Raw genomic sequence first — 26,733 nt, forward strand, 5'->3', positions numbered from 1 at the left:
CGGTTTATGGGTTTTATGAGAAAAAACTTAACATTACATTTAACATTACGAGAAAAAGCTTAACAAACTTTCTGCGATCGCGCCGCTTTAGGGGAACTATAATCATAGTCAGAATCAGGCTCAAAGTAGAGTCGCAAGATTTGTCCCAATCAAAATAAATCTGGGAGATTTGAAATTTCCATAATTACATATCTAAGCGAATAATACTTTCCTCTGGGACTAATTGGGCAACCGCATCAGAATGAGTCGTAATGATAAATTGATTGTTTTTGCCTAAACTTGGCAGAACACTCAGGAGTGCCTGCTGTAGCGGAGGATGCAAGTGTAATTCCAATTCATCAATTAAAATAACCGAATTATGAATATTCCAATTAACGAAATCTATGAGAATCGGAAAAATCGCCCGTTCCCCCCCAGACATTTCCGAAATTTCATAGGAATTGTCACCATCATAGAGATAAAACCACGGTTCGCTGAGGATGTCATTGGGGTCTTCTCTGGGAATCGTCCCATCAAAAGAGCGTTGAGCAAAAATTGCTTGATACGCTCGTTCCATTTCCGCATATAAATCTTTTTGTCCCGGTCGCAGCTTTTGAATTTTTCCGGTTTCAACAAAATTATGAAAAACTTGCCACTTAGAAAGGCGATCGCGCAAGGTATCCTCGGTAATTTCTAATTTTATTTCTGGCTCTTCAGTGCTTAAACTGGTGGAAGTTCTTTGCTCGGTGTACCAAAAAACTGTACCCGTGAGTTCAAAGACTTGGAAGCCAGAAATCCGACTTAATTGTTTAGCATATTCCCGTCCTTTAAATTGAAATAATTCCGCCGCACTATTAGCGAGAACTCGGTCATATTGCCATCGCAAAGAAACTAGATATTCTTGGGCGGGTGGAATTAACTCTTGCCCCACTTCCTGGAGTTGCTGTTGAAACTCACTCACTGCTTTGAGTTCTGACTTTGAAAACTCTACCTTGAGATTTACTTCTGGATGCAAACGTCTCCAATTAATGCTGACTAATTCAGGGACAAATCCTGGCCATACTAAATCTGAAGGTTTCTTTAACCGTCCCGTTGCCGTCCCCAAAGTCGCGGCGATCGCCTGTAAAACACTGGTTTTTCCTGACCCATTCATACCAATGAGAACAATTAAATTTTGGGCTAACCCGGTTTCTGGATCGGTAAAGTCTAAGGTTAAATCTTTAAACTTTTTGAAATTCTTTAACTGAACTTGTTGAATTTTCATTTTATATTACGGCTGAATTTATGACGGTATTATGCTGATATTAATACGATACCACAGCCCACAGGTGTGGCATCGCTGATTAATTCTAATCTATAATTTTGCGGTGGTCAAAAAACCCGGTTTCTGAAAAATTCTCTGTGTCCTTTGTGTCTTTGTGGTAAAATAAACAAAATTAACTCAAAGGTTTCTGCATCAACAAAGAATAAGGCTGATAACCCATTTTTTGATACAAATTTAGCGCCGGTTCATTATCGAGAAACACTTGTAAAGTAATCTGTCGATCGCCTCTTTGTCTTGCCCAAGTTTCTGCCTGCTGAACTAACGCCGCCCCGATACCTTGACGACGATGTTTTGGGGCAACATACACCATAAAAATATGACTATGGCGATCGCCCTTCACCTGGTCGATCACATTCCCCACCCACAAACAACCCACGGGCAAAACTGGAGAAAAAGGAGAAAAATCTCGGATAGAAGATAAGTCTTGACCGGCATCTTCAGCGGCAACTTCTACCCACCAAATCGGCGTTTCTGGGGACAAATACTGATCCACCGTCATCGCCAAATGGGAAAAATCTTGCTTGGGGTAAGCTTCTTTATAAGTGCGCTGTAAAAACTTTAATAACAATGCCCGTTCTAAAGTCGAACCGGCACGCAACTCGTAGCCTGGAATCAGCAAATTAGACACGGGCATTCCTGAAAATAAACATCAAAATCAAACTATAAAATCAGACCATGAAAATCATTGACGAAATCATGTTCGGCAAGTAGGTGAACATAATTAATGGCACTTTTCGTTATCCAGGCGTCAATATTTGGATTCCCGCCTGCGCGGGAATGACAGCTTTTCTTCTGATGGGGTCTGTGGTGAATTTATTTTATAGAGGTCTACTTATGAATTTCCCGCCATACCCGGAAAATCCGGTAAACCTTTAATCAACACAGACAGTCTTTCCGAAGCCGGAAAAAGTGCTTGTTCCTCCATGATTTCTTCATCAACGGGGGCTGGGGCAATCATATCTGACGGCAACCAGATCCGGGCACTGACTACCATCAGGGTAAACAAGAATACCAGCAAAATGAAAAAGGGGGCAATGTATTGACGGAAGATAGCCATAGTCAGTGGTTGAAATTCAGATCGTTGTTAAGAAGTTACTGGTTATTTGTTAGAAATTTATTTGATAGCGATCGAGAACCCCTATCATCACTAACCAACAACCAATAACAAAATATCTTAACCCTCAAATGTCGCACCGAGAACACTGGCTAACAAAGCTTTTTGGGCGTGCATCCGGTTTTCTGCCTGATCCCAAACGCGGGATTGATCGCCCTCGATCACCGCATCGGTAATTTCTTCCCCACGGTGGGCCGGCAAACAATGCAAGACGATCGCCTCTGGATCCGCATACTTTAATAGTTCTGAATTAATTTGATAGGGTTGGAATACGGGAATCCGGCTATCTGCTTCTGCCTCTTGCCCCATGCTGGCCCAAACATCGGTATAAAGCACATGAGTCCCTTTGGCAGCAGCGATCGCATCAGTAGTCACAACCACTTCCGAGCGATCGCCCGCAAAAGTTTTCGCCTTGCCCACCACTTCTACGTTGGGCTGATAATCCGGGGGAGTCGCCACTCTCACATTCATGCCCATCATGGCGCAACCCAACATCAAAGAATGAGCCACATTATTCCCATCGCCGAAATAACTCACCGTCACCCCGCTAAATTGGCCAAAGCATTCCTTAATCGTCATTAAATCCGCCAAAGCTTGACAAGGGTGAGCCCAATCAGTCAGGGCATTAATCACGGGAATTTCGGCATATTTGGCGTAAGTTTCCAAATCCGCTTGGGCAAAAGTGCGAATGGCCAACACATCTAAATAGCGGTCTAAAACTCTCGCCGTATCCTGCAAAGGTTCCCCCCGACTCACCTGTGTCACCATCGGGTTGAGATCCATCACTTGACCCCCCAGTTGGTACATCGCCGCCGAAAAGCTGACCCGCGTGCGGGTGGATGCCTTGGAAAACAACAATCCCAGGATTTTTTCGCATCGGGCAGTCACTTTGCCCGACTTCATGTTAGCCGCCAATTCCAGTAACTCTGCCAGTTCTGCTGGGCTTAAATCCAGCAAACTTAAAAAATCACGTCCTTTTAATGCCTGCACGATCGATTCTCCTGCCCTACCTGGGCGATCGGATTTCTTCTCACCGTACCTCAAATTGAATCTCTGAAACAGATACAAGCGATCGCGATCGTCGAGAATTCGTGACATGAGAAACAAAGAAACCGGGTTTCTGGAATAACACTTGCATCAATACCGATATTTTCTCAAGAAACCCGGTTTCTAACCCCTGGTTTTTCACTTTGATATGCCGACAAAGAAACCGGATTTCTGCCACAATGTTTGCATTCTTACTCAAATAATCTGAAGCAACCGGGTTTCTGGTTGCCAAATTATCTATCATATATCTATCATATAAATAATTCTTGGAGGCGGTGATGATAGCTCAAACAGAAATAAAAAAACGGCACTATACCCCAGAAGAATATCTGGCTTTAGAAGCAACAGCAGAATTCAAAAGCGAGTACCACGATGGAGAAATCATACCAATGACCGGCGGCACTACCAACCATAATCAAATCATTATTAATCTGATTGCCAACTTTAAGTCACCTTTGCAGCAGCAAAATTGCCGATTATTCACCAGTGACGTAAGATTGGGACTGCCGCGACATCGACGATATGTCTATCCTGACGTAATGATTATTGAAGGGAAACCTGTATATGAAGGGACGGGGAAAACTACTGTCACTAATCCCCTGGTCATTGTCGAGGTACTTTCCGAATCTACTCGCAATTACGATAAAGGCGATAAGTTTTATTATTATCGCTCAATTCCTGAATTTCGAGAATATATTTTAATTGACCAATATAACTATTATGTAGAAAAATATGCAAAAACGGCGGAAAATCAATGGCTTTTGACGGAGTACGAAGGGCCAGATGCCGTCTTAGCGATGACTGCTGTTGCCTTAGAAATTCCTTTTTTGGACTTGTACGAAGGAGTGGAATTTGAGATAATTGAACCTGCTTTCCTCGACCCAGAAAGCGGGTTTTTGGAATAAGGGAAAAGAAACCGGGTTTCTGCGATAATATTTGCATCCTTACCCAGATGGTCTAAAGAAACCCGGTTTCTGAACCGAAAGTCGGGGTCAGGAAAAGAAACCGGGTTTATGCGATAATATTTGCATCCTTACCCAGATGGTCTAAAGAAACCCGGTTTCTGAACCGAAAGTCGGGGTCAGGAAAAGAAACCGGGTTTATGCGATAATATTTGCATCCTTACCCAGATGGTCTAAAGAAACCCGGTTTCTGAACTCTTAAAATAGCACAGTCATTCCTATGAGTCTATGTATTAATCCCCATTGCCAAAAATCCCAAAAACAAATCGATCAGGGTCAGAACCTTTTTTGCGACTCCTGTGGTTCTTCTCTGCTGATTTCAGATATCTACCGCGTCATCAGTAAATTAGGTCACGGTGGATTTGGCATTACCTATCTAATTGATGATGTCGGGGAACAATATGTTTTAAAAATTTTACACAATCTCGACCCAAAAGCAGTAGAACTCTTTAATCAAGAGGCCGAGGTTTTAAAGAAACTGGATCATCCGGGGATTCCTAAAGTAGACTCATCCTCTCCATTTATCTATCATCTTAACAATCGGATTAATAGCAATCATCCACCCCTAAACTGTCTAATTATGGAATACATCCAGGGGGAAAATCTCTATAATTATCTTCAACTACGCCAATTTAAACCCATTTCCGAAAAAGCCGCCCTACGATGGTTACGGCAGTTAGTTGAGATTCTCGATTTGGTGCATGGGGCGAATTATTTTCATCGAGATATTAAACCCGCTAATATTATGCTCCGTAACAACGGGCAATTAGCCCTGATTGATTTCGGGACAGCACGAGAAGAAACCCAAACCTATGTTCAAAAGCAACAAGGAAAACAGGTGACAGGGATTGTTTCTAGTGGTTATACTCCCTACGAACAGCAAGATGGTCAAGCGGAAACGCGATCGGATTTTTTTGCCTTGGGGCGAACGTTTGTATTTTTACTGACTGGACAAGAACCGGCAAATTTTCCGGCTAGTATCAGTCAAGGTTTACAGTGGCAAAAGTCTGCTCAAGGATATGCTCAACCTTTGCGGGATTTTATTGATGAATTGATGCGGCCTGATGTGAAAGATCGACCCGCGAATACCACGATTATTTTACAACGACTCGCTCAATTAGAACAAAAATTATATCCCAAAAAAACGCCGAATCCTCCTCAACCTCCGGTGAATCCGCCCCCGCCAACCACTAAACCTTCGGTGAATCCTTCTCAGCCATTGGCAGTATTGAATGCGCTAAAAGATTTGCCTTGGGGAGGTATTGCCTCGGTTTTAACTTTCTTTTGTGTCGCTGGTTATTTACTGTCTTTATCTCTAGGAAATATCTCTGATTCCGATGCCGAATTGATACTTTTATATTCATTGTTATCAATATTTTGTGTTAATCTATGTGTGATATTTGAGGGAATTAGGAAAATTAATAAAGGATGGTTGTTTATCTATATTGTTTTTTTGCGTCTTCCTAATTCTATTGTAAATGTTCTCGCTAGTAGTATTATATTTTTTTGTATATTTTCTCAGCTTGATTACCCTGAGAATGAAATAACATTAGGATTATTATTGGTGATTTCTATTCTATTTGGATTATTCTCTGTTAAATTATATTCTCCTATAATTAAACAAATATCCTGTTATAAAAACAATCAGCTTGACAAGTTCACAACCTTTATCGTTAGGCTATATACAAGTTTTTTAGGAATTTGTTTCGGCTTCTGGATTTATCATTGGTAGTTATTAGTAGGGTGGGTTAGGCGGTGACAATTTAACGGAAAACATCCCCATATTTGGCTCCGCCGTAACCCACCAAATCCGGGATAATTGAATAAGTTATTGGTAGGGTGAGTTAGGCGGTGAAAATTGGGCGGAAAACATCCCCATATTTGGCTCCGCCGTAACCCACCAAATCCGGGATAATCAAATACCTGAAAAAAATTGGTCAAAAGAGGGGCAAAAATTCTATTCTGTCCTGATACTCATCATTAAATGAACCTTCAGCGATTAAAATTAACTGCTCCAAATTTTCACCAATACTTAACTTGGGACTGAGGATAAAAATCCCAGGGATATGATGGTTTAAAGCGATATGTTCGGCCAGATGGACTGGCATAGATTTGCGATTGTTAGTCACTAAAATACAATCATGCGCTTCACACCAAAGTAAAATTTCTGGATCTAAAGTTCCTTTCGGTGGAGCAGTGATATCCCCAACGGCGATCGCGAATAAATCTGAGTTTAATCGGCGCAGTTGATTGGTATAAGTGGGATCGACATTTTCATCAATAAGATACTTGAGCATTATCCGTTAATTTCGCCAGCTTTTGGGCTTTCATTTTTCGCAGTTTCTCGACAATTGGGCGAGGATGACGCTGTTGTTCGGCTCGCATTCTATCCCCCCATTCTAACCAATCGGTCATGTAAGCCTCAACCGCTGGCTTATTATGTAAATAGTACAAAATTGTTGCATATACCTGTTCTAAAGTTAATGAAGAATAGGTGTTAGCAATTTCTTCGGGAGTTTTTGCCCGAAAAAGGTGGTCAAACAAAATTGTTTCAATGCCGATTCTCGTGCCTTTTAGCCGAATGTCATCGTCAGCTAAAAAATTAAAGTAATCTTCTAAGATCATGGTTCTCTAAATTAAAAAATGACTATCGCGGTTTTTATTAGATTACAGAGATTTTCTGGATTCCCGCCTGCGCGGGAATGACAATTTTTTTGTACTTCATAACTCCGCAAAGTTCTATAAGGATTTACCCCAATTTTAACATAGTCTGAAACGTAAATCAAGGCATAAAATTTTGGGTCGGGGTCAAGAAAAGTTATTCGTAGGGTGGGTTAGGCGGTGAAAAATTGGCGGAAAACATTTCAATATTTGGCTCCGCCGTAACCCACCAAATCCGGGAATGGTTTCCCTATTCCTCTACCTTTTTCTGCTCCTCGGTTTCCTCCAGGGTTTCCGCCTCATCTTTGGGCAAATTTTTCAAGGATAATTCTAACTGCTTGGGTAACTTATCCACCTGAAAGTATTGATGGAATTTATTGGTGACGTGCAACCAATAAGAACGCCCATCAGACTGACGGCGTTTACGAACAAAATTTTGTTCGACTAACTCTTGCACGTGCTGATAAGCCCCCGACCCGCGTAAATCGACTAATTCGGTTTGACTAATCGGGTTTTTCAGGGCAATCACCGCCAGAGTTCTCAGGGCTCCGACCCCCAATTCGGCGGGAATTAATTCACTCACCAACCCTTGAAAAGTTTCCCGTAATTGCAGCACATAACCTTTGTCGGTTTCCACCACTTCTAAGGCACTATCTCGACGGGCATAATCATCAATTAGTTCAATTAACGCGGCTTCCGCCTCAGATTTTTCACACTTGGCAAATTCAGCAATTTCCCCCAGGGATAATGGCTGACCTTTGAGATATAAAATAGCTTCAATTTTGCTGGCTAAACGAATCATTCTTTCCGTAATATTTCCCCGATAACCCATTTTTAATCTTGAACATTACCCGTCCCAATTATGTCAGCTTATTTTAATTCTCGACCAAAGGGGAATAAGGCCAAGTTGACTAATTTGATATGTTGTTTGGCAAAGGGTAAGCCAATAATGGTAATCGCCAGAATTAAGGCAGATACCAGATGCGCGATCGCAATTCCCCAACCAAACAAGAAAATCCAAATAATGTTAAAAATGGTTTGCAGGGTATTATTGGCATTTTCGCTTTCCACAATTTCTTTACCAAACGGGGTCATAGTGGCAAAGCCAATTTTAATTGATTGGATGCCGAAGGGAATACCAATAATCGTCAGGCAAATGCTCAGACCACCGACAATGTAGCCTAAGCCTGCCACGAAACCGCCAAAGATTAACCAGATGATATTGCCAATGAGACTCATAGTGTTAAAAGATTTAGGAATTTAACAAATATTTTGAATTTACCATATACTATAGCACTGATTTGTGATTTTGACAATTGGACAAATCAAGCCGATCGATATTGATCGGCTTGATTTGTCCTGGGAGAAAAATAATTTTTCCTGGAGTTAATCAAGACTCTGAAAATAATTTTCTGGTTCGGGTTGGGCCATTTCTGCTAAAGACTGCCAACCCGGTTGCCAGAGGGAACGGTCTTTTAGTTGGTTGGCATTTAACCAGAAACGCACCTCCTCATCACAAGAAGCGACCATTTCTGCAAATACCCATTTACCCTCATTTTTGCGATTCACTACTTGGAAATGTCGCCAACCCCAAGTTTGTTTGGTAGAGGTCCACTTTGAACCGACCAGATAAGGAAATTTTTGTTTTTTTGTCATATCGATTAACCAGGAAATAACAGCGGATTAAGTTAGGATTCCCGGTTTAAGGTTCTTCGGGGACAACTATCCACATAATGACATAAATGATGACTCCAGGACCACCGGCTAAGGCTAAAAAGATAAAGCCCAGGCGAATGATGATTGGGTCAATCTGAAAATATTTTCCTAATCCGGCACAAATGCCCGCGATCGCCTTTCCATTGCGGCTGCGGTAAAGTTTTTTCGTTTCCATAGCACTCCTTCGCTTTAACGCCTGAAAATAACTAACGATTTACCCTTGACTGTTCATTTTCCACTATAATTTGGCGCTAACGATGCGTCAATTTCCGTAATTCTATGACAAAACATCCTTTTGATGAAAATTTGCCAGAAACCGGGGGCGGTCTGCCTTGACTCGAATATGGGGCAGAAAAAAAGTTACCCCAAGCTTTACAAGGCAAAGAACCATAAAAGCGCCTGTCTCTCTTGTGCGTGGGACACCGGGGGACAAAATAACGGCTTTGTGAATGAAACCGGAGATGAAGCCGGAGAGAATATTTACAACGGTATGCTAAAAGCGTAGGGGCGATCGCCGCTGAATCACAGTCAAAAATCGAGAAAAATGTTAGCCAAAAAAATGATTTTAACTCCGATGAACTATTTTATTCAAGTTTTTATATTCGTAATAGATATGAAAAATTCATAAATTGGTTTGCCTCTAAAAGATACCATATATAGATTAGTTTAAATTTAGTTTTTGCCGTTGCTTTTGATGCTTTTTTTCTGCCGCCAGAAATAGTGGCAATGAACAGTTATCGATCATACAATAAAGGGAGGTATTTGTTTTTAGTGAATGATGAATCCAGTTGAGCGATCGCGTTGGCCGAGGGATGATTATTGATCCTCAGATGGAGATTGGCCTGGTCAAATTTGCCTATCCAGGGTTGCCAATTACATCCTTATTGCAAGGGGTTTCGGAAATCCCCCGTGTATTTACAGAAGAAGCAGGGAAAACGGCCTGCGCTCTACAAATCGACAAAAACGAGATGCTCGCCAAACATTTAGACTATACACAGGTGATTTAAACTATTCATATACCTTTAAAATTTACCTTTAGGCCGATGACACCGCTTAATCCCTGGGCAAGTAATTCTCAAGACGCTCAAAATCAATCAGAAATTGCGTCACTTGCTCTAGCGCCTACGGAGACCCCAAGACCGCAGTGGCTTACTACTTCTGCCCTTTCTGCAACAAAACCAGAATTAAGCAGAATTTTAGATACAGCGATCGCCGCGATCGCCAATTATAAAGCCTTCCCCGATCGCCGATGGGAATTTGAATATTGGTCGGCGGGGTGCGAAAGAATCCTCGGTTATACCCCAGAAGAGTTATTAGCGGATCAAACTCTGTGGTCAAGTCGCGTCCCTGCCGCCGATTTAGAAACGATTGTGGATCGGGCATTTGAAGATTATCGGCTGCATCGACCGAGTAGCGTAGAATATCCTTTTTTACATAAAGATGGTTCTTGGCGCTGGATTATCTCCTCTCAGTTTGCCGTCTGGGATGAAGCAAGCTCCTGCTGGATGGGTACAGCGGTTTTCCTGGATATTACCGATCGCAAAATCGCCCAACAGAATCAGCAATTTCTCAATGAACTGCATCGGCGCTTAGAACAACTAAATGATGCAGAGGCAATACTCTGGGAAGCTATCAAAAGTTTAGGCGAATATCTCAATGTAGAGCGGGTGGTTTGGCAGGAGGTGAATGTCCCAGAAGATATCAGCCACGTCACCCAAGACTGGCGGCGCCAAGCAGACATTCCCAGTGTGGTGGGAACCTATCGCTTATCAGAACTGATTCTCCCAGACCTAGTAGAGCGTTTTCAAAGGGGGGAAGCGGTGGTGGTCCCTGACGTCGCCACCGATCCCTCTACGGCCCCCTTTGCGGACAACTTTGCACAAAGAGGGATTGGTGCATTTGTGGGCATTCCCTGTATCCATGAAGGACGCTGGGTAGCGGTGCTGGCGATTAATGCCCGGACTCCCCAAACTTGGCGACCGGATCAAGTGGCTTTGCTGGAGGCAACGGTCGAGAAGTTTTGGTCAATAATTCAGCTTGCCAAAGCGATTCAAGCCTTGAGAAATCGAGAAAATTTTATCAACGGCATTCTCGGCAGTATCACCGATGCTTTGATCGTTTGGGATAAAGACTGGTGTTGCACCTTCGCCAATGACAAATTTTTGCTCAACATTGGCATGAGTTGGTCTGAAGTGATGGGGAAAAATATCTGGCAAATGTTCCCGGACATGATTGGCAGCGAACCCTACGTCCTTCTACACCAGGCGATGAAGGAGCGGATCAGCCTAGAATACGAGTTTTACTATGAGCGGTGGGAAATGTGGATCGGCGATCGCGTCTATCCCATGCCTGACGGTGGATTAGCTATCTACTCCCGTGATATCAGCGATCGCAAACGCCTGGAAGCCGATCGACAAACCGCTGAAGCCTTCTTGCGAGAAAGCGAAAAACGCTATCGCCTAATATTCAAATGCAATCCCCAACCGATGTGGGTTTACGACGTAGAAACGCTCAGATTTTTAGCGGTTAATGGGGCGGCAGTGGCCAAGTACGGCTATTCTGAAACCGAATTTTTGTCAATGACCATCGCCGATATTCGCTCTCCTGAAGATATCCCACGTCTGCGAGAAAATATAGCCGAAGTAAACCAAGGGATTGATGCTGCCGGAATTTGGCATCATCGATTAAAAGATGGGCGTTTGATTCTGGTAGAAATCGTCTCTCATGTCTTGGAATTTTCCGGGCGAAGAGCGGAACTGGTTCTCGCGAATGATGTCACCGATCGCTTACAAGCGCAATTAGCCAGAGAGGAATCCGAAGCCTTTCTCAGCAGCATCTATGATGGTGTGCGAGCGTCAATTTTTGTGGTGGATGTCACCGAAGACAACCACTTCCTTTACCGAAGTCTCAACCTTTCAGCCCAAGAGTTTACCGGACTGACGCTCCAGGAATTTCAGTATAAAACACCGGAACAAGTGTTTGGCCCTGAGATCGGTAAACGCCTTTGCCAAAATTACCAGAGGTGTTTGCAAGCCAATCAGAGTATCACCTATGAGGAACAGTTATTCTGGCGCGATCGCTTAATCTGGGTATTAACCACTTTATCCCCGTTAAGAAATGAGTCAGGTAAAATTTATCGCCTAGTAGGGACAGCCGTAGAAATTACCGATCGCAAACAAGCAGAAATCGCTTTTCAAGAACAAATTGCCAGAGAGCAACTAATCAAAAACATTACCCAAAATATCCGGAAAACCTTAGATATTGAGGAAGTTTTACAGCGGACGGTGGATCAAGTCAGAGACTTCTTAAAAGCCGATCGGGTGGTAATTTTTAAGTTTCAGCCGGATTGGTCTGGAAAGGTCATTAACGAATCAGTCCATCCAGATTATCCGGCAATTATTCATATCGATATTTTCGATCCCTGTTTTGCCGATCGATGGCTGGACATCTATCGGCAAGGTCTGGTCAGCACTCGCCCGGATTTTAATAGTGAGGAGATTCAGCCTTGTTATCGTGAACTGATGCAACCCTTTCAAGTCAAAGCTAACCTAGTAGTTCCCATTCTGTTGCAAAGCGATCGCTTGTGGGGTTTATTAATTGTGCATCAATGTAGCGCCCCCCGCCAATGGCAAATCACCGAAATCGAGTTAATGAAACAGTTATCGATTCAGTTGGGGATTGCCATTCAACAATCGGAATTATATCAACAAACTCATCAAGAATTATTAGAACGCCAAAAAGCCCAGCAAGCGCTCTTGGAAAGCGAACAAAGACTAAAAGCTATTTTAGAATATTCTCCAGCTTTGATTTATCTACTCGATCGCGATAATCGCTATTTGTTAGCGAATCAGCGTTGTGCGGCACTGCTCAACACCACTACCGATCAAGTCATCGGCAAAAATATTTATGATTTTTTCGCCCCTGAGATTGCTGATACCTTTGCCATCAATAATCGGTATGCTATAGAACATAACCAAGTTATAGAAGTGGAAGAAACCCTGCCTATCGGCGATGAAGTACATACCTATATCAGTTGGAAATTTCCTTTTGCTAATAGTCTGGGAGAAGTTTATGCAGTGTGTGGGATTTCCACGGATATCACCGATCGCAAAAAAGCCGAGAACAAAATTGCGGAACAAGCTGCATTACTGAATATTTCCACCGATGCCATCTTTGTCAAAGATTTAGAACATCGAATTTTATTCTGGAATCAAGGAGCGGAACGTTTATATGGCTGGACTGCCGCAGAAGTTTTAGGCCAAAAAACCGAAAAGCTATTTAATCAAAAAGAGCAACATCAGGAAGCCCTACAAACAACTCTCGCTCAGGGTAGCTGGCAAGGGGAACTACAGCAAATCACCAAAACCAAGCAAAAAATCATCGTCGATAGTAGCTGGACGCTGGTAGAAAATTTATTCGATCAAGCAAAATCTATGCTAATTGTCAACAGTGATATTACGGAAAAAAAACAACTTGAAGAACAATTTTATCATGCTCAACGCTTAGAAAGTATCGGCACCTTAGCGGGGGGAATTGCCCATGATTTTAATAACATTTTGACCCCGATTTTGGGAATTAGTGAAATCCTGCCGCTCAAATTAACTAACGTTGATGCAAGAACCAAGCAACAATTAGCTTACCTAACCATGAGTGCGAGACGTGGGGCTGATTTAGTCAAGCAAATTCTCCTGTTGAGTCGCAGCACCGAGGGTCAATTGGTTACACTACAATTAGGATATGTCCTGCTAGAAGTTAGCGGGATTGCTCAACATACCTTCCCCAAAGCGATCGCCATTAAAACTCAAATTCCTACCAAAGAACTCTGGACAATTTCAGCGGATGCTATTCAAATGCACCAAGTTTTTATGAATCTGATGGTGAATGCCAGGGATGCCATGCCAAAGGGAGGTAATTTAACCATTTCTGCCGAAAATCGTCAATTAGATGAAAATTACGCAGCGATGAATTTAGAAGCCAAATCCGGTGCTTATGTAGTGGTGACAGTAGCAGATACCGGCAGCGGCATTGCCCCAGAGGTATTAGACCGAATTTTTGATTCATTTTTCACCACTAAAGAAACCGGGAAGGGAACCGGATTAGGCTTATCCACGGTGATGGGAATTGTCAAAAATCATGGCGGGTTTATTAAGGTTAATACGGAGTTGGAAAAAGGGACGACTTTTCAAGTTTTCTTACCCTCAACCTCCGGGGAAGTCAGCGGCAAAAGCCTAGCAGAAGTAATCCCTAGAGGCCAGGGCGAAATGATTTTAATTGTAGATGATGAGATGCTGATTCAAGAGATTACCAAGACGACTTTAGAGAACTATAATTACAGAACCCTGACCGCTAGTGATGCGATCGAAGCGATCGCTCTCTATGTGGAAAATAAACAGGAAGTCAAGGTGATAATTATGGATATGATTATGCCTAATCTAGATCCGGTGACGGCGATCGATATTCTGCAAAAAATGAATCCCCAGCTTAAAATTATTGCCATTAGTGGATTACTGAGTAATCAACAACTAGCTTTAGACGCGAATGTGAAGCGATTTTTGTTGAAACCTTACACCAGCAGCCAATTATTACAAACTTTAGCTGAGGTGATCGCGGAAAGCTGATGACCGGAGTAGTCCCCGTCGGGGTCAACAGCCGTTGACCCCGACAAGTCTGAGTTAGGTTCACGATAGCCAACCTAAAGCTGAATATTTTCCGCTGGTTCTATCGGTTCTATAAATTTTCAATCAGCACAGGTGTCAAATCTTCGGCAGGTTCAAAGGCAAAGACTTTGGCGTAAAAATAAAATTCTCCGTCAATAGTGCGGATGATATTTTCTGCCCGACGAAACCCATGTTGTTCTCCTTCATAAGCAATATAGGCGACGGGTAAACCTTTGGCTTTCAGGGCATTAACCATCATTTCCGCTTGATTCGGGGGCACAATTTTATCTTCCAATCCCTGAAAAAATATGACGGGACAGGAAAGCCGATCGCAATAATGAATGGGCGATCGCTGACGATACAGTTCTTTCTTTTCTGGATAAGGCCCAATCAGGCGATCGAGATAGCGGGACTCAAACTTATGGGTATCTGTGGCCAAAGCTTCTAAATCACTCACCCCATAGTAGCTGGCTCCGGCTTTGAAGCGATCGCGGAATGTCAGGGCGCAAAGGGTAGTATAGCCTCCCGCACTCCCCCCAGCGATGCAGAGGCGATTTTCATCCACAAATCCATGTTCTGCCAAATAAGCCGCACCATTCACGCAATCATCCACATCAACCACACCCCATTGACCTTTGAGGCGATCGCGATATTGGCGACCATACCCGGTACTGCCGCCATAATTCACATCCAACACCGCAAACCCCCGCGAAGTCCAATATTGAATCCGTAAATTCAAACTGCTATCTGCTGCTGCGGTCGGGCCGCCGTGACTTTTCACCACCAACGGGGGTAACTCACCTTCTGGGGCTTGGTAATCCTGATTTTTCGGCGGATAAAAAATCCCATAAGCGCTGAGTTCATGTTCCGTGGGAAATTCTACCGACTGCGGTTCCGACAAATAACCCGGATCGATTTCTAACTGGGAAGACTTGCGGAGAACCTGGAATTCGCCACTATTTAAATCCAGCAAAACCACCGAAGTCGGGGTAGTCGCCGAACCAGCAATTAATAACACTTGATTCCCAGAAACTTTCGGCCCAGACATGGAAGTATAAGGCGTGTTAATTGGTTCCAGCTTGCCCGTTTTGGTGCTTAACTTCGCCAGACAAGTAATTCCGTTTTGAGTATAAGTGCAAATGATTTCATTTGGCGATGCTAAAGCATAAGTAGACATCCCAAAAACCCACTGCGGTAGGCCAAATTCGGCGGCCATTTCACACAGAGGCATCTCCGTTTCTTGTTGGAATTTATAAAGATTCCACCAGCCGGTACGGTCAGAGACAAAATATAACGACCCATCCTCCGACCACTCTGGCTGAAAAATAGAAATATTCGGTCCACCATCGATTAATTCAGCCTTGGCCAAAGATCCATCCTCACGGACAGAGGCAACCCATAATTCTGTCCCATCCCAGGGCATATTCGGATGATTCCAAGTAACCCAACAAAGTTGTTTTCCGTCGGGGCTGAGGCGGGGATTAGAGTAAAAATCATTTCCCGAAACTAAGATTTGGATATCTTCGGAATTATGTAGATTAATGCTGACGATAGTGTTAATTGGTTCCCCTTCTCCCCGATGGTCTTCCCGGACTGCAATCAACCGTCCCCGTTCTCGATCCAGGATATAATCGGCATAACGCATCGCACCTTCTGGGGTGATAGGTTCCGGTTGACCGTCAAGAGTTTGGCGATAGATCCGTTGATCGGCAAAATTAGAAAAGTAAATCGTCCCATCGGCGATCGCAAACGAACCGCCGCCATACTCATGCACCCTGGTGCGAACATTAAAGTCCCTCGGCGTACAGTCGGCAATTTTGCCGTCGGGAGTTCGACGCACGATCGCATTCCGTCCACCTTCCGAAGGGCGCATCTCCAACCAATAAATATCTGCACCGTCCCAAGTAATCCCCCCCAGTCCCACCGATCCAGCGACAATCAGATCCGAGGTAATGGGGGATTTCCACGATCCATACGGGGCAACTTTTGGTTTAGACATATTATTTCCTAAGCAATAACAATAATATTGGCCAATATCTCTGGCGATGTTGGTGAGTTCTCGTGGAGTGAGAGCGATCGGGCTAAAACCGGCTAAAATTCAGGCATACTAAGGATTTAATGCGAAAAATTTACACAGACCCAATCCCTAACCTAGAAGACAGACACGATTAAGCAATCTTAAGCAATCTTAAGCAATATTAGAATTTTTTCTTAACTTTTGGCAATCTCTTAATATAGTCACGAATCACTTCCGACATAGAAACCTCGCGTCGTTCTGCTTCTGCTTGCAAACGCTCTTTTTCCTGTCCAGTTAGGCGAATTTGTAATAGTTCGTTTCTGGCCATCAGTGTCTTTGTCCTGACAATAATCGTTACATTATAGCAGTAAGCCTAGAGGTGGGGTGTAGGGTGTAGGGTGTGGAGCCGCCATCGGGAAGAAAGTGAAAAGTGGTAGGGGCGAATGGCCATTCGCCCGTACAAAAGTGGTAGGGGCGAATGGCCATATAGCCTGACGGCATGGGCTTCGCAAGGAAGCCCGTACAAAAGAAATATCACTATTCGCTATTCACTATTCACTATTCACTATTCACTATTCACTATTCACTATTCACTATTCACTCTTCCCTAAACCCCACACCCCTGCCCCTGAAGCCCAAGGAAACTCCCATGATTTCTAGTGCAATATTAATTAAATTATTAGTCCCAACTGGATTAATCCTCGCTGGTTTTATTGGCGGAATCATCTTTGAAAAAAGAATTGTTAGCCAAGTCAAAAAAATCCTGATTCAACGAGGAGTTAAATTCAATCGATTCCTAACTGACTCTGTGCGGGGAATTCCTTTCTTAATTTTCTTTGTAGCCGGAATTTATGCTGCCCTAATTAGTAGCTCTCTTGGCCCTAAATGGCAGTCATTTTTATCTCAATTAATTTTAATTATTATCTTAGGCTATACCACCCTATTTTTCTCTAAAATAGCCATTGGATTTATTCGCCTCTATAGTCAAACAGCCGAAGGTTTTTTACCATTAACATCTTTGTTTGAAAACCTCACCAGACTATTAATTTTTATCATTGGCTTCTTAATCATCCTGCAATCCCTGGGAATTTCCATCACCCCATTACTCACCGCATTAGGGGTCGGGGGAATTTCCGTGGGTTTAGCCCTACAAAGTACCCTATCAAATATATTTTGTGGGATTAATTTAATTATGTCTCGCAAAGTTAATCCCGGAGATTATGTGAAACTAGAAACCGGAGAAGAAGGATATGTTACTGATGTGACTTGGCGACATACCACAATTCGAGAATATCCCAATAATTTAATTATCGTTCCCAATGCGGAACTGGTTGCCTCTACCTTTAAAAATTATCATCTCCCGGAAAAAACCATGCTGATTTTAGTAGAAGTGGGAGTCAGTTATGATAGTGATTTAGAAAAAGTTGAAAGAGTGACTCTGGAAGTTGCCAAAGAAATTATGCGAGATGTTCCCGGAGGTGTTTCTAATTTTAAACCATTTATCCGGTATCATAGTTTTGGCTATTTTAGTATTAATTTCACGGTTTATATGGAGGTCAAAGAATTTATCGATCATTTGTTGATTAAACATGAATTTATTAAAAAGCTATTTAAGCGGTATCAAATCGAAGGAATTACCATACCTTACCCGATTAAACCCGTTTACAATCCCGAAACATCTCAAAATAAGCCGAAATCACCTTTTGATTTTTAGGTTAGGTTGAGAAAACACACCCAGAGACCGAACCCAGAAACCGGGTTTCTTTTATGCTTACCACAGTTATCCTTGTTCCTGACAACAGAAACCCGGTTTCTTTTCCCCCAAGGAACAAAAACCAGCTACGAAACCCAGAAACCGGGTTTCTTTTCTGGTTACCACAGTTATCCTTGTTCCTGACAACAGAAACCCGGTTTCTTTTGCCCCAATAAAAGTATATTTTTTTATGAATTTAATGCCGAAAATTCAAATTGAACATCTGATTAAAATTTATGGTTCCAACCCTCGGTATGCTTTGCAACTTTTTCGCGAGGGAAAAACCAGAGATGAAATTTTACAATTAACCAATCATGTTGTGGGCATTGCCGATGTTTCTCTGTCGATCGCCCAGGGAGAAATATTTGTGATCATGGGATTATCCGGTTCCGGCAAATCTACCCTGGTGCGTTGTCTTAACCGATTGATTCATCCCACCAGCGGACATATCTATATTGATGGAGAAGATGTGGTGCGGATGGATGAAAAAAGACTGCGGGAAATTCGCTTAACTAAGGTGTCGATGGTTTTTCAAGGATTTGGTTTATTGCCCCATAAAACCGTGGCGGAAAATGTGGCTTATGGATTGAAAATTCGCGGAGTCAGCAAAGTTAAATGTCGTGAAAAAGCCTGGGAAAATTTGGCACGGGTGGGTTTAGAAGCATGGGCTGATTATTTGCCTTCTTCCCTGAGTGGGGGGATGCAGCAACGGGTAGGTTTAGCCCGCGCTTTGGCGACGGATGCGGATATTTTATTGATGGATGAACCGTTTAGTGCCCTTGACCCAATTATTCGCCGAGAAATGCAGGACGAGTTACTCCGATTGCAAACAGAATTGCACAAGACGATTGTGTTTATTAGCCACGATATTCACGAGGCTTTAAGATTGGGCGATCGCATTGCGGTGATGAAAGATGGCGGCATTGTTCAAGTGAGTCAACCGGAAGACTTAATCACTCAACCCCAGGGCGATTATATCCGCGCTTTCCTTCAAGATGTTAACCGGGCGCAAGTCCTAAAAGCGGGTACAATTGCCCGTGAAACTGTATCATTAATTTTGGGTGAATCGGCCAAAGTTGCACTTGAACAAATGTCAGCAAATCAATTAACCCAAATGTATGTGATTTCCTCCAATGGTAAACCCGTGGGTTTGCTCAACCGAACCACTCTGGAAGCAGCGATCGCCCTAGGAAAAGAGGATATTACCGAAATTATGACCCGCCAATTTCCCATTGTCAGCGCTGTAACCCCTGTAGAAAATATCTTTCCCCTTTGTCAACTCAACCAGGCGATCGCTGTCGTTGATGACCAAGAAAAATTGATGGGGACAATTCAAATATCCGATATCTTAAACAGTCTGAGTCCTGTCACCGCATTTTGCAAATAATTAGTTTACCCTGAAAAAAAACCATGATATTCCAACCATCCCCAAAACCCTGGCAAAAACTCGTCCTCATCACCGTATTAAGCAGCGTATTCGGCACGGTATTAACTGGCTTAACTGCCTGTCAACCGCAGATAAAATCTACAGACAATCAAACATCTTCCGCACCACAATTAACTATTCGTTCCGCCCATAGTAGTTGGATTGATGAGCGATTTCAAATAGAAATTGTGAATATGGGTTTAGAAAAATTGGGCTATAAAATAGCGTCGCCCAAAGAATTAGATTACCCGGCTCTTTATCTGGCGATCGCCAATGGGGATTTAGATTATAGCACCGTTTACTATGACCCGGCACACCAACTATTTTTTGAAAATGCTGGGGGACAAGCCAAACTTCAGCCCGTGGGAATTATTACTCCCGACGGCATCGCTGGCTATCAAATCGATCAAAAAACTGCCACTAAATATAATATCAAAAATATCGCCCAATTGCAAGATCCCAAACTGGCCAAACTCTTTGACTCTGATGGCGATGGCAAGGCAAATTTAGTCGGATGCACTCCTGGTTGGGTTTGTGAATTAGCGATCGACCATCAAATTAAAGCTTACGGACTTGAGCAAACTGTTGAGCAAGATAGAGGCAATTATGCGGCATTAATGGCTGATGCGATCGCCCGTTACCAACAAGGGCAATCGATTATTTTCTTTGCCTATAATCCCCACTGGATTGGTGCAGTTTTTCAGCCCGATCGCGACGTGGTTTGGTTAGAAGTTCCTTTTACTTCTCTGCCGGAAAGTATGGGCAAAATCACCGCAAAAGATACGGTGATGAATGGCAAAAATTTTGGCTTAGTCAGAACTCAGCAGCGAATTGTGGCCAATCCTAATTTTTTGGCCAAAAATCCAGTGGCTAAACGCTGGTTTGAATTAGTGAAAATTCCCGTCGCTGATATGAATGCTGAAAGCTTAAGAATTAAAAATGGGGAAAATCGGGTCAAAGATATTCGCCGTCATGGGGCAGAATGGGTCAGCCAAAATCAAGCCCTGTTTGATAGTTGGTTAGCACAAGCTAAACAAGCGGCTGAATGAATACATTTTTAGATGTTTCTATAACAGTGGTTTTTAGATTAATAAACCACAGCAGGCGGGGATAGAAATCCCCGTAGGGGTCAACGGCCGTTGACCCCTACGGGGATTCATTCCCTGGCGGTTAATGTGGTTTACTCAGTAGAAAACCGCTATAACAGCCATTTATTCTTGGTTGAAAAATATACAGCACTTGTCAGAGTGATTAAGGACAAAAAACCCTGTCATTCCCGCGCGGGAATCCAGAAAAAGTAATCCCGATAATACCAGCTATATTTTTCAACCTGATTCAAATAATTTTACTGGCAATTATCATGGCTTATCATCAAGTTTGGTTAAATTCGCTGTTAAATCCTTTCGAGAGTTATACAATTCCGCTGGATGATTGGATTACGGCGTTAATTAATTTTATAGTGCAACAATTTAGGCCTGTATTTCAAGCGATTGCCTTGCCGATTAAGGTAATTTTAGAAAGTATTGCATCAATTTTTGTAGCTACCCCACCCTTAATATTCTTAGTCATATTGGGGGCGATTGCGTGGCAAATAGCTGGCAGAAAAATGGCTATTTATAGCTTAATTGGGTTAACTTTAATTGGTCTTTTGGGCATTTGGGAAGAAGCAATGGTATCCCTGTCTTTAGTCATAACGGCGGTGATATTTTGTCTAGTCATAGGAATTCCTTTAGGCATTGCTTGTGCTCGCAGCGATCGCCTGGAAAAAATCATCCAGCCTTTATTAGATGTAATGCAAACCTTGCCCACTTTTGTTTATTTAGTGCCGGTAGTGATGCTGTTTGGCATTGGGGAAGTACCGGGAGTAATTGCGACAATTATATTCGCTTTGCCCCCTTTAATTCGTCTGACTAATTTAGGCATTCGGCAAGTACCCGCAGAAGTCGTCGAAGCCGCGATCGCCTTTGGTTCAACCCCCAACCAAGTGCTCTGGGAAGCCCAAATTCCTCTAGCCATGCCAACGATTTTAGCGGGGGTAAATCAAGCAATTTTAATGGCATTATCTATGTCTGTAGTGACTTCAATGATTGCCGTTCCAGGCTTAGGATTAATGGTGTTACAAGGAGTAGGACGTTTGGATATTGGACTAGCAGCAGTAGGCGGTTTAGGAATTGTTCTATTAGCAATTATCCTCGATCGCATCACCCAAACCGTGGGAAAAAATAACTTGCTTTCGTGGAAACAGCGGGGTATTATTGGGTTAATATTAAATTACTTAAGTAGGTGAACATAATTAATTGCACTTTTCGTTCCCCGCCGATAGGCTTTGGATTCCCGCATATAGGAAGGAGAGAGAATAGAGAATAGAGAATAGAGAATAGAGAATTTTCCTCTTTACTCTTTACTCTTTCCTATGCATCCTCTTTCCTCTTTCCTCTAATGGGGTCTGTGGTGCATTTATTTCTGCCCGTAAACTTATAAAAATTTGTATGGTTTTTATTTAGATATTTTTATGGATATTTTTTAGATATTCCTTAATCACAGGTGATACGGTAAATAATGTTAATTTATCTTGGGTAATCTTTTCAATTAATGAACGTCTGCTCAACGATTGAATCCCCTGCAACAACTCAGTGGGTGACAGGGTTAAATTTTGTAACAGTTCGGCAATCGTTACCGGGGTATTGATTTGGCTGAATTGAGAGATTACCTGTGTTTCTAATGGGGATAATCGTTGAAAATGCTGATTTAATTGAGCCATCATTTCATCACCCAGAAACAGGGCATTATATTTTAAATAATCTTTGACTTGGCCATTAAATAATTCCTGAATCATTCGCGCCACGGTTTTTAACCAGTAAGGATTACCGCCATAGGCATTAATTAATTCTGGCCAGTTTTCCTCATCTAATAAATTGTGTTCTTGAAAAATTTCTCTGGCTGTTTCCCCAATTCCATTTAATGATAATATTTTAACGGGTGTATTGACCCCTGTTAAATCAATAATTTCTAAGGGGGATTCCCAACTGTTGAAGATTAAACAACTTTGGTGAGCAATTTCCCCGATATTTTTAAAAAAATTACTATAGTTAGTTAAATGACTGCGATAATTACCCGCCAACTTATTTTCTGCCAAGATGGACTGGACATGATCCAATATAATTAAACAGCGATACTCGCGCAAATATTCACAAAGGATTAAAAATAATTCTTCTATCTCTAAATCTAATAGGAAATTTTTCTCTGGGGTTTCCGGTAATTGCAAAGTCAGATCGGAGGCATTGGCTAAAGATAAAATTAATTGTCTCAGCATTGTTGATAAGCTGGGAGCATGATGCAGATTTTTCCAAATAATATAATCAAAGTTATCTTGGATTTTTCCCAGCAGATGACGGGATAATGTGGTTTTACCGATACCGCTGATTCCTAATATTCCCACTAATCGACTGTTTTCTGACAATAGCCAATTCTCTAGGGTTGATATTTCATTAACTCTACCCCATATTTTGCCTCTAACTGGGGCTTCTCTTATATCTTGAATCGGTAAATTTTTGAGAGGATTTTCTGATTGATTGTTCCCTGATTTCTGTCCATTGTCTGAATTTTTACTATTCTCTGATTGTTCACCCAGGGGAGATGAGGTGCGATCGCCACATAAACTTAAGTTATTATTAATTTTATTAATTCTTACATTAGAAAAATTAGACATTGTGGAAGAAACCGAAAGTTCTAATCTCTCTAAAGCCGAACAAAAATTAGATTTATTAATTTCTTCCCCAGCCAACTCTGATAATATTTTCCATAAATCTGAAGCGGTATCTCTCACATAACCTTCAGTATAAGCCATGTTTTCCGCAATATCAGTATATTTTTTCCCTTGCCAAACCCCTTGCAGAATAGTTTTTTGCAGATTATCTAGGTGTTTTCCCGTATGATGAAAAACCAAGCGATCGGCTATTTTTAAAACCTCTTGAATATCCATATATGCATAATCTTGATAAGGGTCAAAAAATCCGACAATATCCGACAATTTCCGACAATTTCCGACAATATCCGACAATTTCCGACATTAAATTACCGACAATATCCGACTGACAAAAATTTCCCCCTGGGAAATAATATCAATATTAGTTCTTACCATCACTTCCTTTCGGCTTTAGTCAGTTGAGAGATTTATGTTTTTGCCAATCGACAAAAGTTAAAGGCAATGTGTAAATATCGGAGGTAAATCAATGAACAGAAAAGCAGTGATCTTATTGCTTGGTACTGTTTTGGCCGTGAGTGGGGCTGTTCTCAAAGGAGATCAAAACGCTAATGCCAATCTACCAGAAACCAGTGCGATCGAAGCCAATCATACAAGTATTAATCCACAATTAAAGAATAATGTTGACATTATAGCACAGTATGGCGGTAGTCCCTGGGGTCAAATCGCGAGTCGCCAAACTTACAGGAATCCTGATACTGGACAAACTCTTTGTTTCTATTCATCAGGATTCTGGGCGCCATGTCCAGGTCAAGGGGACTACATCATTATACCTGAAAATGCTCAATGTCGTGGCAGTCAGGCTTATTCTCTTCATGAGCTAAATATTTGTCCAGCAGCACAATGTGCGAAGGAGAAGTTTCATGAGAGGTTGCACGAATTGACGATGAGCTCTATTACCGGTGAAACATATATTAGTTCCACACCCCCTTGTGGTGGTTTACCATAATTAACACATATTGGCGAATCAGGGTAGGGGAGGTTTTGCCATAAATTCCGATCTTAACAGTTCGCTGCGATCGCGACTCCGCTAATTTTGGTAAGACTTAAAAGCCTAATTGTATATCGACGAATACATCGAATATACCTGGAATATACCTGTAGGGGCGTGATCTTGACCGCAGATAATTTATCTGCCGGAATGCTTCCCTTGTACAATATTCTACGCTATGTGTAGGGTGGGCAAAATCTTGCCCACCCTACGAAGTTTCTCTTCTGGGAATTGCTGGTTTTTCAATCTGGTTTTTCAATAATTTAACGGTTTCCTCTAGCCATTGAGAATCATCGATTTCATGGAGTTGTTTTAAATTCATCAGAGTTATCATAACATTTGTCCCTTTGCCTAAAAATTGGCTGAATGCTTACCTTAACTCTTGATTTAGGATTGCTATATATGATTAATTGGCACGCCAATGTTCGGTCAAACGCACGGGCAAAACTTGACCGGGCGCGATCGCAATTTCTTTGGGTGACGATAGTAAATTGGCCGCAATTCCCGCTGCTGCGCCGCCTAATAATGGACCCCCAGCTAAACCGCCAATGGCTGCACCACCGATCGCCCCCAGGGTAGACCAACTCAGCAGCCCATTTCGGGAAATTGCCATATCTCCGGCGATCGGGTTTGATTCGGCTTTGATGCTTACCATTTTACCATTAATCACGATTGATTCCAGTACAAAACGAATACCAGAGCGATCGCTTTTAAAAGTACCGATTGCCGGTGTTCCTACTGGGGCGATCGCATTGCCATTGCGGTCATAAACTTCCACATTTACCACCAAAACTTCCCGTCGAGAGGAACCGCTTTTAACGGTAAATCCTTCTGAACCGGGATAACTTAAAATAATCATCGTCCCAGCGGCTACTAATACATTCGGATCGGTGACAGGAATTTGCACCGCCGTGGGGTTGACATTATTCAGATCGTTCTGATTATTTGGCAGATTGGGTACATTAATCGCCGTAACAGAATCTACAGAATTTACAGAATTTACGGGAGGTTCTGCATTCGATCGCCTTGGCAAAGATTCGCCGAAAGTAATCACCTCATCTGATGGGGATGAATAAGCCATCAAAGATAAAGACTCATTAGTCGCAGAAACCGGGTTGCTTGACTCTAATGATAAAGATTCATTCGGGGCGATCGCTTGCCATTCCGGTGTAGCCGGGACAGGGAGAATTACTGGTGTTTCTGCCACCGTCGAGTCAATGGAGGGAGTGACGGATGCAGAGGCTTCAACGCTGACCGATGGGCTTTCGGTCAGGGGGACTTGCTGCCATTCAGAATAGGGCGGCAAAGACTCCATTAATTCCATCTCTTCACGGGTCATCACACTGGAGTCCGTCACCGCAGGAGTTTTTGACGGTGATACAGGGATAGGGATCGAGGAGGTTTCGGTAGGGACAGGACATTCCGCGTTGCTACAGTCGCTTTGCCAGTCAGGGGGTGGCGGTGGTGGGACAAATATTTCTGTTGTCTCCGTTGTTCCCTTGGTTTCACTGACCGAAATACCGCCAGAGGGCATCCCATCCAAGCCAGGAACGTTGACCGTAACAGGGCGATCGCCCTGAGAATTACCTGGTGTGAGTGGTTGCGTCGGTAAGCCCACCTCGGAATTAATCGGTACAGGATTTAGTGGCGTTAGGGGTCCTGTAGTCACCGGCAATGGCGGCATAATGATACTTTCCGGGCTGCTTTCTGGCTGGTTGCCCAGTTGGTTGCCCAGTTGGTTGCCTAGTATGGGGGATTGATGCCTAATATTGGCCTGCGGTGGCAGTTGGGGCAATGTCCCCCGACTCTCCACTCTGGGTAAGGCTTGTGACAAGGCAATTTGTGGACGTAAAACCCAGCGATTTCCTTGACCCAGGGGTTCCAGAGTGATTTGTCCTGGATGAATCGAAATGGCGGGATCGAGATCCATGACAATTCGCGTTTCTCCGGGTTTAAACTCACTAATTCTAATGCTTTGCACTAAACCGGGGTAACTTTCTTGAGTAGGATTTCTGCCAAAGTTGCTACGGGGAACATCGATGACGATTCGCGGCGGATCTGCAAGGATAAAATATTCTGGCTTTTCCTTGCTGGTAATTTGTAATTGATTGGTATAGGGGTCGTATTCCCACTGTCTGCCCTCGGCGGCGATCGCCACAGAATGTACTTGATTCAGGCTAACCGTTGAACTGAGTAGGCTGAGTAGACTGAGGATGCCCACATTGCCGAAGTTTGCAATATTGCCGAATGCGGGTGCAAATACAGTCAACCAAAATACCCGTGCTAATTTTGGTTTTTTCATAGTGCCAGAAAAAAATTTTTA

General features: G+C 42.7%; 27 protein-coding genes. 10 read left to right on the forward strand and 17 right to left on the reverse strand.

What is annotated here, in order from left to right; translation table 11 throughout:
- Positions 1-184: 184 nt before the first annotated feature.
- The 5 genes from AM228_RS03090 to AM228_RS31700 all read right to left on the reverse strand — a co-directional run bounded on the left by AM228_RS03090 (position 185) and on the right by AM228_RS31700 (position 3,708).
- Positions 185-1,243 carry an AAA family ATPase gene (locus AM228_RS03090; protein WP_054464623.1) on the reverse strand — a complete coding sequence of 353 codons (1,059 nt, stop codon included), beginning with the start codon at positions 1,241-1,243 and terminating at the stop codon, positions 185-187.
- 172 nt (positions 1,244-1,415) lie between these two features.
- Positions 1,416-1,937: an N-acetyltransferase gene (locus tag AM228_RS03095; protein ID WP_072160627.1), complete on the reverse strand. Its 522-nt coding sequence runs from the start codon at positions 1,935-1,937 to the stop codon at positions 1,416-1,418.
- Between the two features lie 198 nt (positions 1,938-2,135).
- The gene (locus AM228_RS03100) at positions 2,136-2,360 is read right to left on the reverse strand and encodes a hypothetical protein (RefSeq protein WP_054464625.1); all 225 of its coding nucleotides are present in this window, start codon (positions 2,358-2,360) and stop codon (positions 2,136-2,138) included.
- Between the two features lie 117 nt (positions 2,361-2,477).
- Positions 2,478-3,407: an ornithine carbamoyltransferase gene (gene argF, locus AM228_RS03105; protein WP_054464626.1), complete on the reverse strand. Its 930-nt coding sequence runs from the start codon at positions 3,405-3,407 to the stop codon at positions 2,478-2,480.
- Positions 3,408-3,447: 40 nt separating this feature from the next.
- Positions 3,448-3,708: a hypothetical protein gene (locus AM228_RS31700; protein WP_156331492.1), complete on the reverse strand. Its 261-nt coding sequence runs from the start codon at positions 3,706-3,708 to the stop codon at positions 3,448-3,450.
- Positions 3,709-3,742: 34 nt separating this feature from the next.
- Here AM228_RS31700 and AM228_RS03110 point away from each other — a divergent pair, with 34 nt between their 5' ends.
- Together AM228_RS03110 and AM228_RS03115 are read left to right on the forward strand one after the other, a co-directional pair.
- On the forward strand, positions 3,743-4,369 hold the full coding sequence (locus AM228_RS03110; RefSeq protein ID WP_054464711.1) for a Uma2 family endonuclease: 627 nt from the start codon (positions 3,743-3,745) through the stop codon (positions 4,367-4,369).
- Between the two features lie 277 nt (positions 4,370-4,646).
- Positions 4,647-6,158, forward strand: a complete 1,512-nt coding sequence (locus tag AM228_RS03115; protein ID WP_054464627.1) for a serine/threonine-protein kinase — start codon at positions 4,647-4,649, stop codon at positions 6,156-6,158.
- 205 nt (positions 6,159-6,363) lie between these two features.
- Here AM228_RS03115 and AM228_RS03120 read toward each other — a convergent pair whose 3' ends face one another.
- From AM228_RS03120 to AM228_RS03145, 6 genes are all read right to left on the reverse strand, one after another.
- A complete protein-coding gene (locus AM228_RS03120) occupies positions 6,364-6,723 on the reverse strand; it encodes a DUF5615 family PIN-like protein (RefSeq protein WP_199317219.1) in 360 nt (119 codons plus the stop codon).
- Positions 6,704-7,051: a DUF433 domain-containing protein gene (locus AM228_RS03125; RefSeq protein WP_054464629.1), complete on the reverse strand. Its 348-nt coding sequence runs from the start codon at positions 7,049-7,051 to the stop codon at positions 6,704-6,706. Before AM228_RS03125 ends, AM228_RS03120 begins: the two co-directional genes overlap by 20 nt.
- A 286-nt stretch (positions 7,052-7,337) precedes the next feature.
- Positions 7,338-7,889 (reverse strand): SMC-Scp complex subunit ScpB, encoded by a 552-nt coding sequence (gene scpB / locus AM228_RS03130; protein WP_054464712.1) that lies wholly within the window; start codon positions 7,887-7,889, stop codon positions 7,338-7,340.
- A gap of 68 nt (positions 7,890-7,957) precedes the next feature.
- The gene (locus tag AM228_RS03135; RefSeq protein ID WP_054464630.1) at positions 7,958-8,326 is read right to left on the reverse strand and encodes a YccF domain-containing protein; all 369 of its coding nucleotides are present in this window, start codon (positions 8,324-8,326) and stop codon (positions 7,958-7,960) included.
- Between the two features lie 147 nt (positions 8,327-8,473).
- Entirely contained in the window at positions 8,474-8,743 is a 270-nt protein-coding gene (locus AM228_RS03140; RefSeq protein ID WP_054464631.1) for a TIGR02450 family Trp-rich protein, read from the reverse strand.
- A 46-nt stretch (positions 8,744-8,789) separates the two neighbouring features.
- Entirely contained in the window at positions 8,790-8,978 is a 189-nt protein-coding gene (locus AM228_RS03145; RefSeq protein WP_054464632.1) for a PspC domain-containing protein, read from the reverse strand.
- A gap of 123 nt (positions 8,979-9,101) precedes the next feature.
- Between AM228_RS03145 and AM228_RS03150 the strand changes: the two genes are divergently transcribed.
- From AM228_RS03150 to AM228_RS30660, 3 genes are all read left to right on the forward strand, one after another.
- Positions 9,102-9,308 carry a hypothetical protein gene (locus tag AM228_RS03150; protein ID WP_054464633.1) on the forward strand — a complete coding sequence of 69 codons (207 nt, stop codon included), beginning with the start codon at positions 9,102-9,104 and terminating at the stop codon, positions 9,306-9,308.
- A gap of 283 nt (positions 9,309-9,591) precedes the next feature.
- On the forward strand, positions 9,592-9,810 hold the full coding sequence (locus tag AM228_RS03155; protein ID WP_156331493.1) for a hypothetical protein: 219 nt from the start codon (positions 9,592-9,594) through the stop codon (positions 9,808-9,810).
- Positions 9,811-9,846: 36 nt separating this feature from the next.
- Entirely contained in the window at positions 9,847-14,421 is a 4,575-nt protein-coding gene (locus tag AM228_RS30660) for a PAS domain S-box protein (RefSeq protein ID WP_054464635.1), read from the forward strand.
- Positions 14,422-14,530: 109 nt separating this feature from the next.
- Here the strand turns inward: AM228_RS30660 and AM228_RS03165 are convergent, their stop codons facing one another.
- From AM228_RS03165 to AM228_RS35930, 3 genes are all read right to left on the reverse strand, one after another.
- A complete protein-coding gene (locus AM228_RS03165; protein WP_054464636.1) occupies positions 14,531-16,459 on the reverse strand; it encodes a S9 family peptidase in 1,929 nt (642 codons plus the stop codon).
- 199 nt (positions 16,460-16,658) lie between these two features.
- Complete coding sequence (locus tag AM228_RS03170; protein WP_054464637.1) at positions 16,659-16,805, reverse strand: ribbon-helix-helix protein, CopG family; 147 nt, start codon at positions 16,803-16,805, stop codon at positions 16,659-16,661.
- 26 nt (positions 16,806-16,831) lie between these two features.
- A complete protein-coding gene (locus AM228_RS35930; RefSeq protein WP_255353135.1) occupies positions 16,832-16,963 on the reverse strand; it encodes a hypothetical protein in 132 nt (43 codons plus the stop codon).
- 163 nt (positions 16,964-17,126) lie between these two features.
- Between AM228_RS35930 and AM228_RS03175 the strand changes: the two genes are divergently transcribed.
- The 4 genes from AM228_RS03175 (at position 17,127) to AM228_RS03190 (ending at position 21,943) form a co-directional block, all read left to right on the forward strand.
- A complete protein-coding gene (locus tag AM228_RS03175) occupies positions 17,127-18,191 on the forward strand; it encodes a mechanosensitive ion channel family protein (RefSeq protein WP_054464638.1) in 1,065 nt (354 codons plus the stop codon).
- A gap of 238 nt (positions 18,192-18,429) precedes the next feature.
- Positions 18,430-19,617, forward strand: coding sequence for a glycine betaine/L-proline ABC transporter ATP-binding protein (locus tag AM228_RS03180; RefSeq protein WP_054464639.1), 1,188 nt, complete (start codon positions 18,430-18,432; stop codon positions 19,615-19,617).
- A 23-nt stretch (positions 19,618-19,640) separates the two neighbouring features.
- Positions 19,641-20,705 carry a glycine betaine/L-proline ABC transporter substrate-binding protein ProX gene (gene proX, locus AM228_RS03185; RefSeq protein WP_082348720.1) on the forward strand — a complete coding sequence of 355 codons (1,065 nt, stop codon included), beginning with the start codon at positions 19,641-19,643 and terminating at the stop codon, positions 20,703-20,705.
- Between the two features lie 311 nt (positions 20,706-21,016).
- A complete protein-coding gene (locus AM228_RS03190; RefSeq protein ID WP_054464640.1) occupies positions 21,017-21,943 on the forward strand; it encodes a proline/glycine betaine ABC transporter permease in 927 nt (308 codons plus the stop codon).
- Positions 21,944-22,156: 213 nt separating this feature from the next.
- On the opposite strand, the gene AM228_RS03195 is transcribed toward AM228_RS03190, so the two are convergent.
- Positions 22,157-23,716: an NB-ARC domain-containing protein gene (locus tag AM228_RS03195; RefSeq protein ID WP_054464641.1), complete on the reverse strand. Its 1,560-nt coding sequence runs from the start codon at positions 23,714-23,716 to the stop codon at positions 22,157-22,159.
- A gap of 172 nt (positions 23,717-23,888) precedes the next feature.
- Between AM228_RS03195 and AM228_RS03200 the strand changes: the two genes are divergently transcribed.
- Positions 23,889-24,368, forward strand: coding sequence for a hypothetical protein (locus tag AM228_RS03200; protein ID WP_054464642.1), 480 nt, complete (start codon positions 23,889-23,891; stop codon positions 24,366-24,368).
- 250 nt (positions 24,369-24,618) lie between these two features.
- Here the strand turns inward: AM228_RS03200 and AM228_RS35935 are convergent, their stop codons facing one another.
- Both AM228_RS35935 and AM228_RS03205 read right to left on the reverse strand, forming a co-directional pair.
- Positions 24,619-24,744 (reverse strand): hypothetical protein, encoded by a 126-nt coding sequence (locus AM228_RS35935; RefSeq protein ID WP_255353136.1) that lies wholly within the window; start codon positions 24,742-24,744, stop codon positions 24,619-24,621.
- A gap of 72 nt (positions 24,745-24,816) precedes the next feature.
- The gene (locus AM228_RS03205) at positions 24,817-26,712 is read right to left on the reverse strand and encodes an AMIN domain-containing protein (RefSeq protein ID WP_054464643.1); all 1,896 of its coding nucleotides are present in this window, start codon (positions 26,710-26,712) and stop codon (positions 24,817-24,819) included.
- Positions 26,713-26,733: the final 21 nt, after the last annotated feature.

This window comes from Planktothricoides sp. SR001 (genome assembly GCF_001276715.1).
In the GTDB taxonomy this organism is placed as follows: domain Bacteria; phylum Cyanobacteriota; class Cyanobacteriia; order Cyanobacteriales; family Laspinemataceae; genus Planktothricoides; species Planktothricoides raciborskii.

Coding starts and splice junctions, on each gene's coding strand:
- AM228_RS03120 (WP_199317219.1), bottom strand. CDS start 6,723: ATGCTCAAGTATCTTATTGATGAAAATGTCGATCCCACTTATACCAAT.
- AM228_RS03205 (WP_054464643.1), bottom strand. CDS start 26,712: ATGAAAAAACCAAAATTAGCACGGGTATTTTGGTTGACTGTATTTGCA.
- AM228_RS03095 (WP_072160627.1), bottom strand. CDS start 1,937: ATGCCCGTGTCTAATTTGCTGATTCCAGGCTACGAGTTGCGTGCCGGT.
- AM228_RS03200 (WP_054464642.1), top strand. CDS start 23,889: ATGAACAGAAAAGCAGTGATCTTATTGCTTGGTACTGTTTTGGCCGTG.
- AM228_RS31700 (WP_156331492.1), bottom strand. CDS start 3,708: ATGATAGATAATTTGGCAACCAGAAACCCGGTTGCTTCAGATTATTTG.
- AM228_RS03115 (WP_054464627.1), top strand. CDS start 4,647: ATGAGTCTATGTATTAATCCCCATTGCCAAAAATCCCAAAAACAAATC.
- proX (WP_082348720.1), top strand. CDS start 19,641: ATGATATTCCAACCATCCCCAAAACCCTGGCAAAAACTCGTCCTCATC.
- AM228_RS03125 (WP_054464629.1), bottom strand. CDS start 7,051: ATGATCTTAGAAGATTACTTTAATTTTTTAGCTGACGATGACATTCGG.
- AM228_RS03140 (WP_054464631.1), bottom strand. CDS start 8,743: ATGACAAAAAAACAAAAATTTCCTTATCTGGTCGGTTCAAAGTGGACC.
- AM228_RS03165 (WP_054464636.1), bottom strand. CDS start 16,459: ATGTCTAAACCAAAAGTTGCCCCGTATGGATCGTGGAAATCCCCCATT.
- AM228_RS35935 (WP_255353136.1), bottom strand. CDS start 24,744: ATGATAACTCTGATGAATTTAAAACAACTCCATGAAATCGATGATTCT.
- AM228_RS03100 (WP_054464625.1), bottom strand. CDS start 2,360: ATGGCTATCTTCCGTCAATACATTGCCCCCTTTTTCATTTTGCTGGTA.
- AM228_RS03145 (WP_054464632.1), bottom strand. CDS start 8,978: ATGGAAACGAAAAAACTTTACCGCAGCCGCAATGGAAAGGCGATCGCG.
- AM228_RS03150 (WP_054464633.1), top strand. CDS start 9,102: ATGAAAATTTGCCAGAAACCGGGGGCGGTCTGCCTTGACTCGAATATG.
- AM228_RS03110 (WP_054464711.1), top strand. CDS start 3,743: ATGATAGCTCAAACAGAAATAAAAAAACGGCACTATACCCCAGAAGAA.
- AM228_RS03135 (WP_054464630.1), bottom strand. CDS start 8,326: ATGAGTCTCATTGGCAATATCATCTGGTTAATCTTTGGCGGTTTCGTG.
- AM228_RS03180 (WP_054464639.1), top strand. CDS start 18,430: ATGCCGAAAATTCAAATTGAACATCTGATTAAAATTTATGGTTCCAAC.
- AM228_RS03170 (WP_054464637.1), bottom strand. CDS start 16,805: ATGGCCAGAAACGAACTATTACAAATTCGCCTAACTGGACAGGAAAAA.
- AM228_RS35930 (WP_255353135.1), bottom strand. CDS start 16,963: ATGGCCATTCGCCCCTACCACTTTTGTACGGGCGAATGGCCATTCGCC.
- AM228_RS03090 (WP_054464623.1), bottom strand. CDS start 1,243: ATGAAAATTCAACAAGTTCAGTTAAAGAATTTCAAAAAGTTTAAAGAT.
- AM228_RS03175 (WP_054464638.1), top strand. CDS start 17,127: ATGATTTCTAGTGCAATATTAATTAAATTATTAGTCCCAACTGGATTA.
- scpB (WP_054464712.1), bottom strand. CDS start 7,889: ATGATTCGTTTAGCCAGCAAAATTGAAGCTATTTTATATCTCAAAGGT.
- AM228_RS30660 (WP_054464635.1), top strand. CDS start 9,847: ATGACACCGCTTAATCCCTGGGCAAGTAATTCTCAAGACGCTCAAAAT.
- AM228_RS03190 (WP_054464640.1), top strand. CDS start 21,017: ATGGCTTATCATCAAGTTTGGTTAAATTCGCTGTTAAATCCTTTCGAG.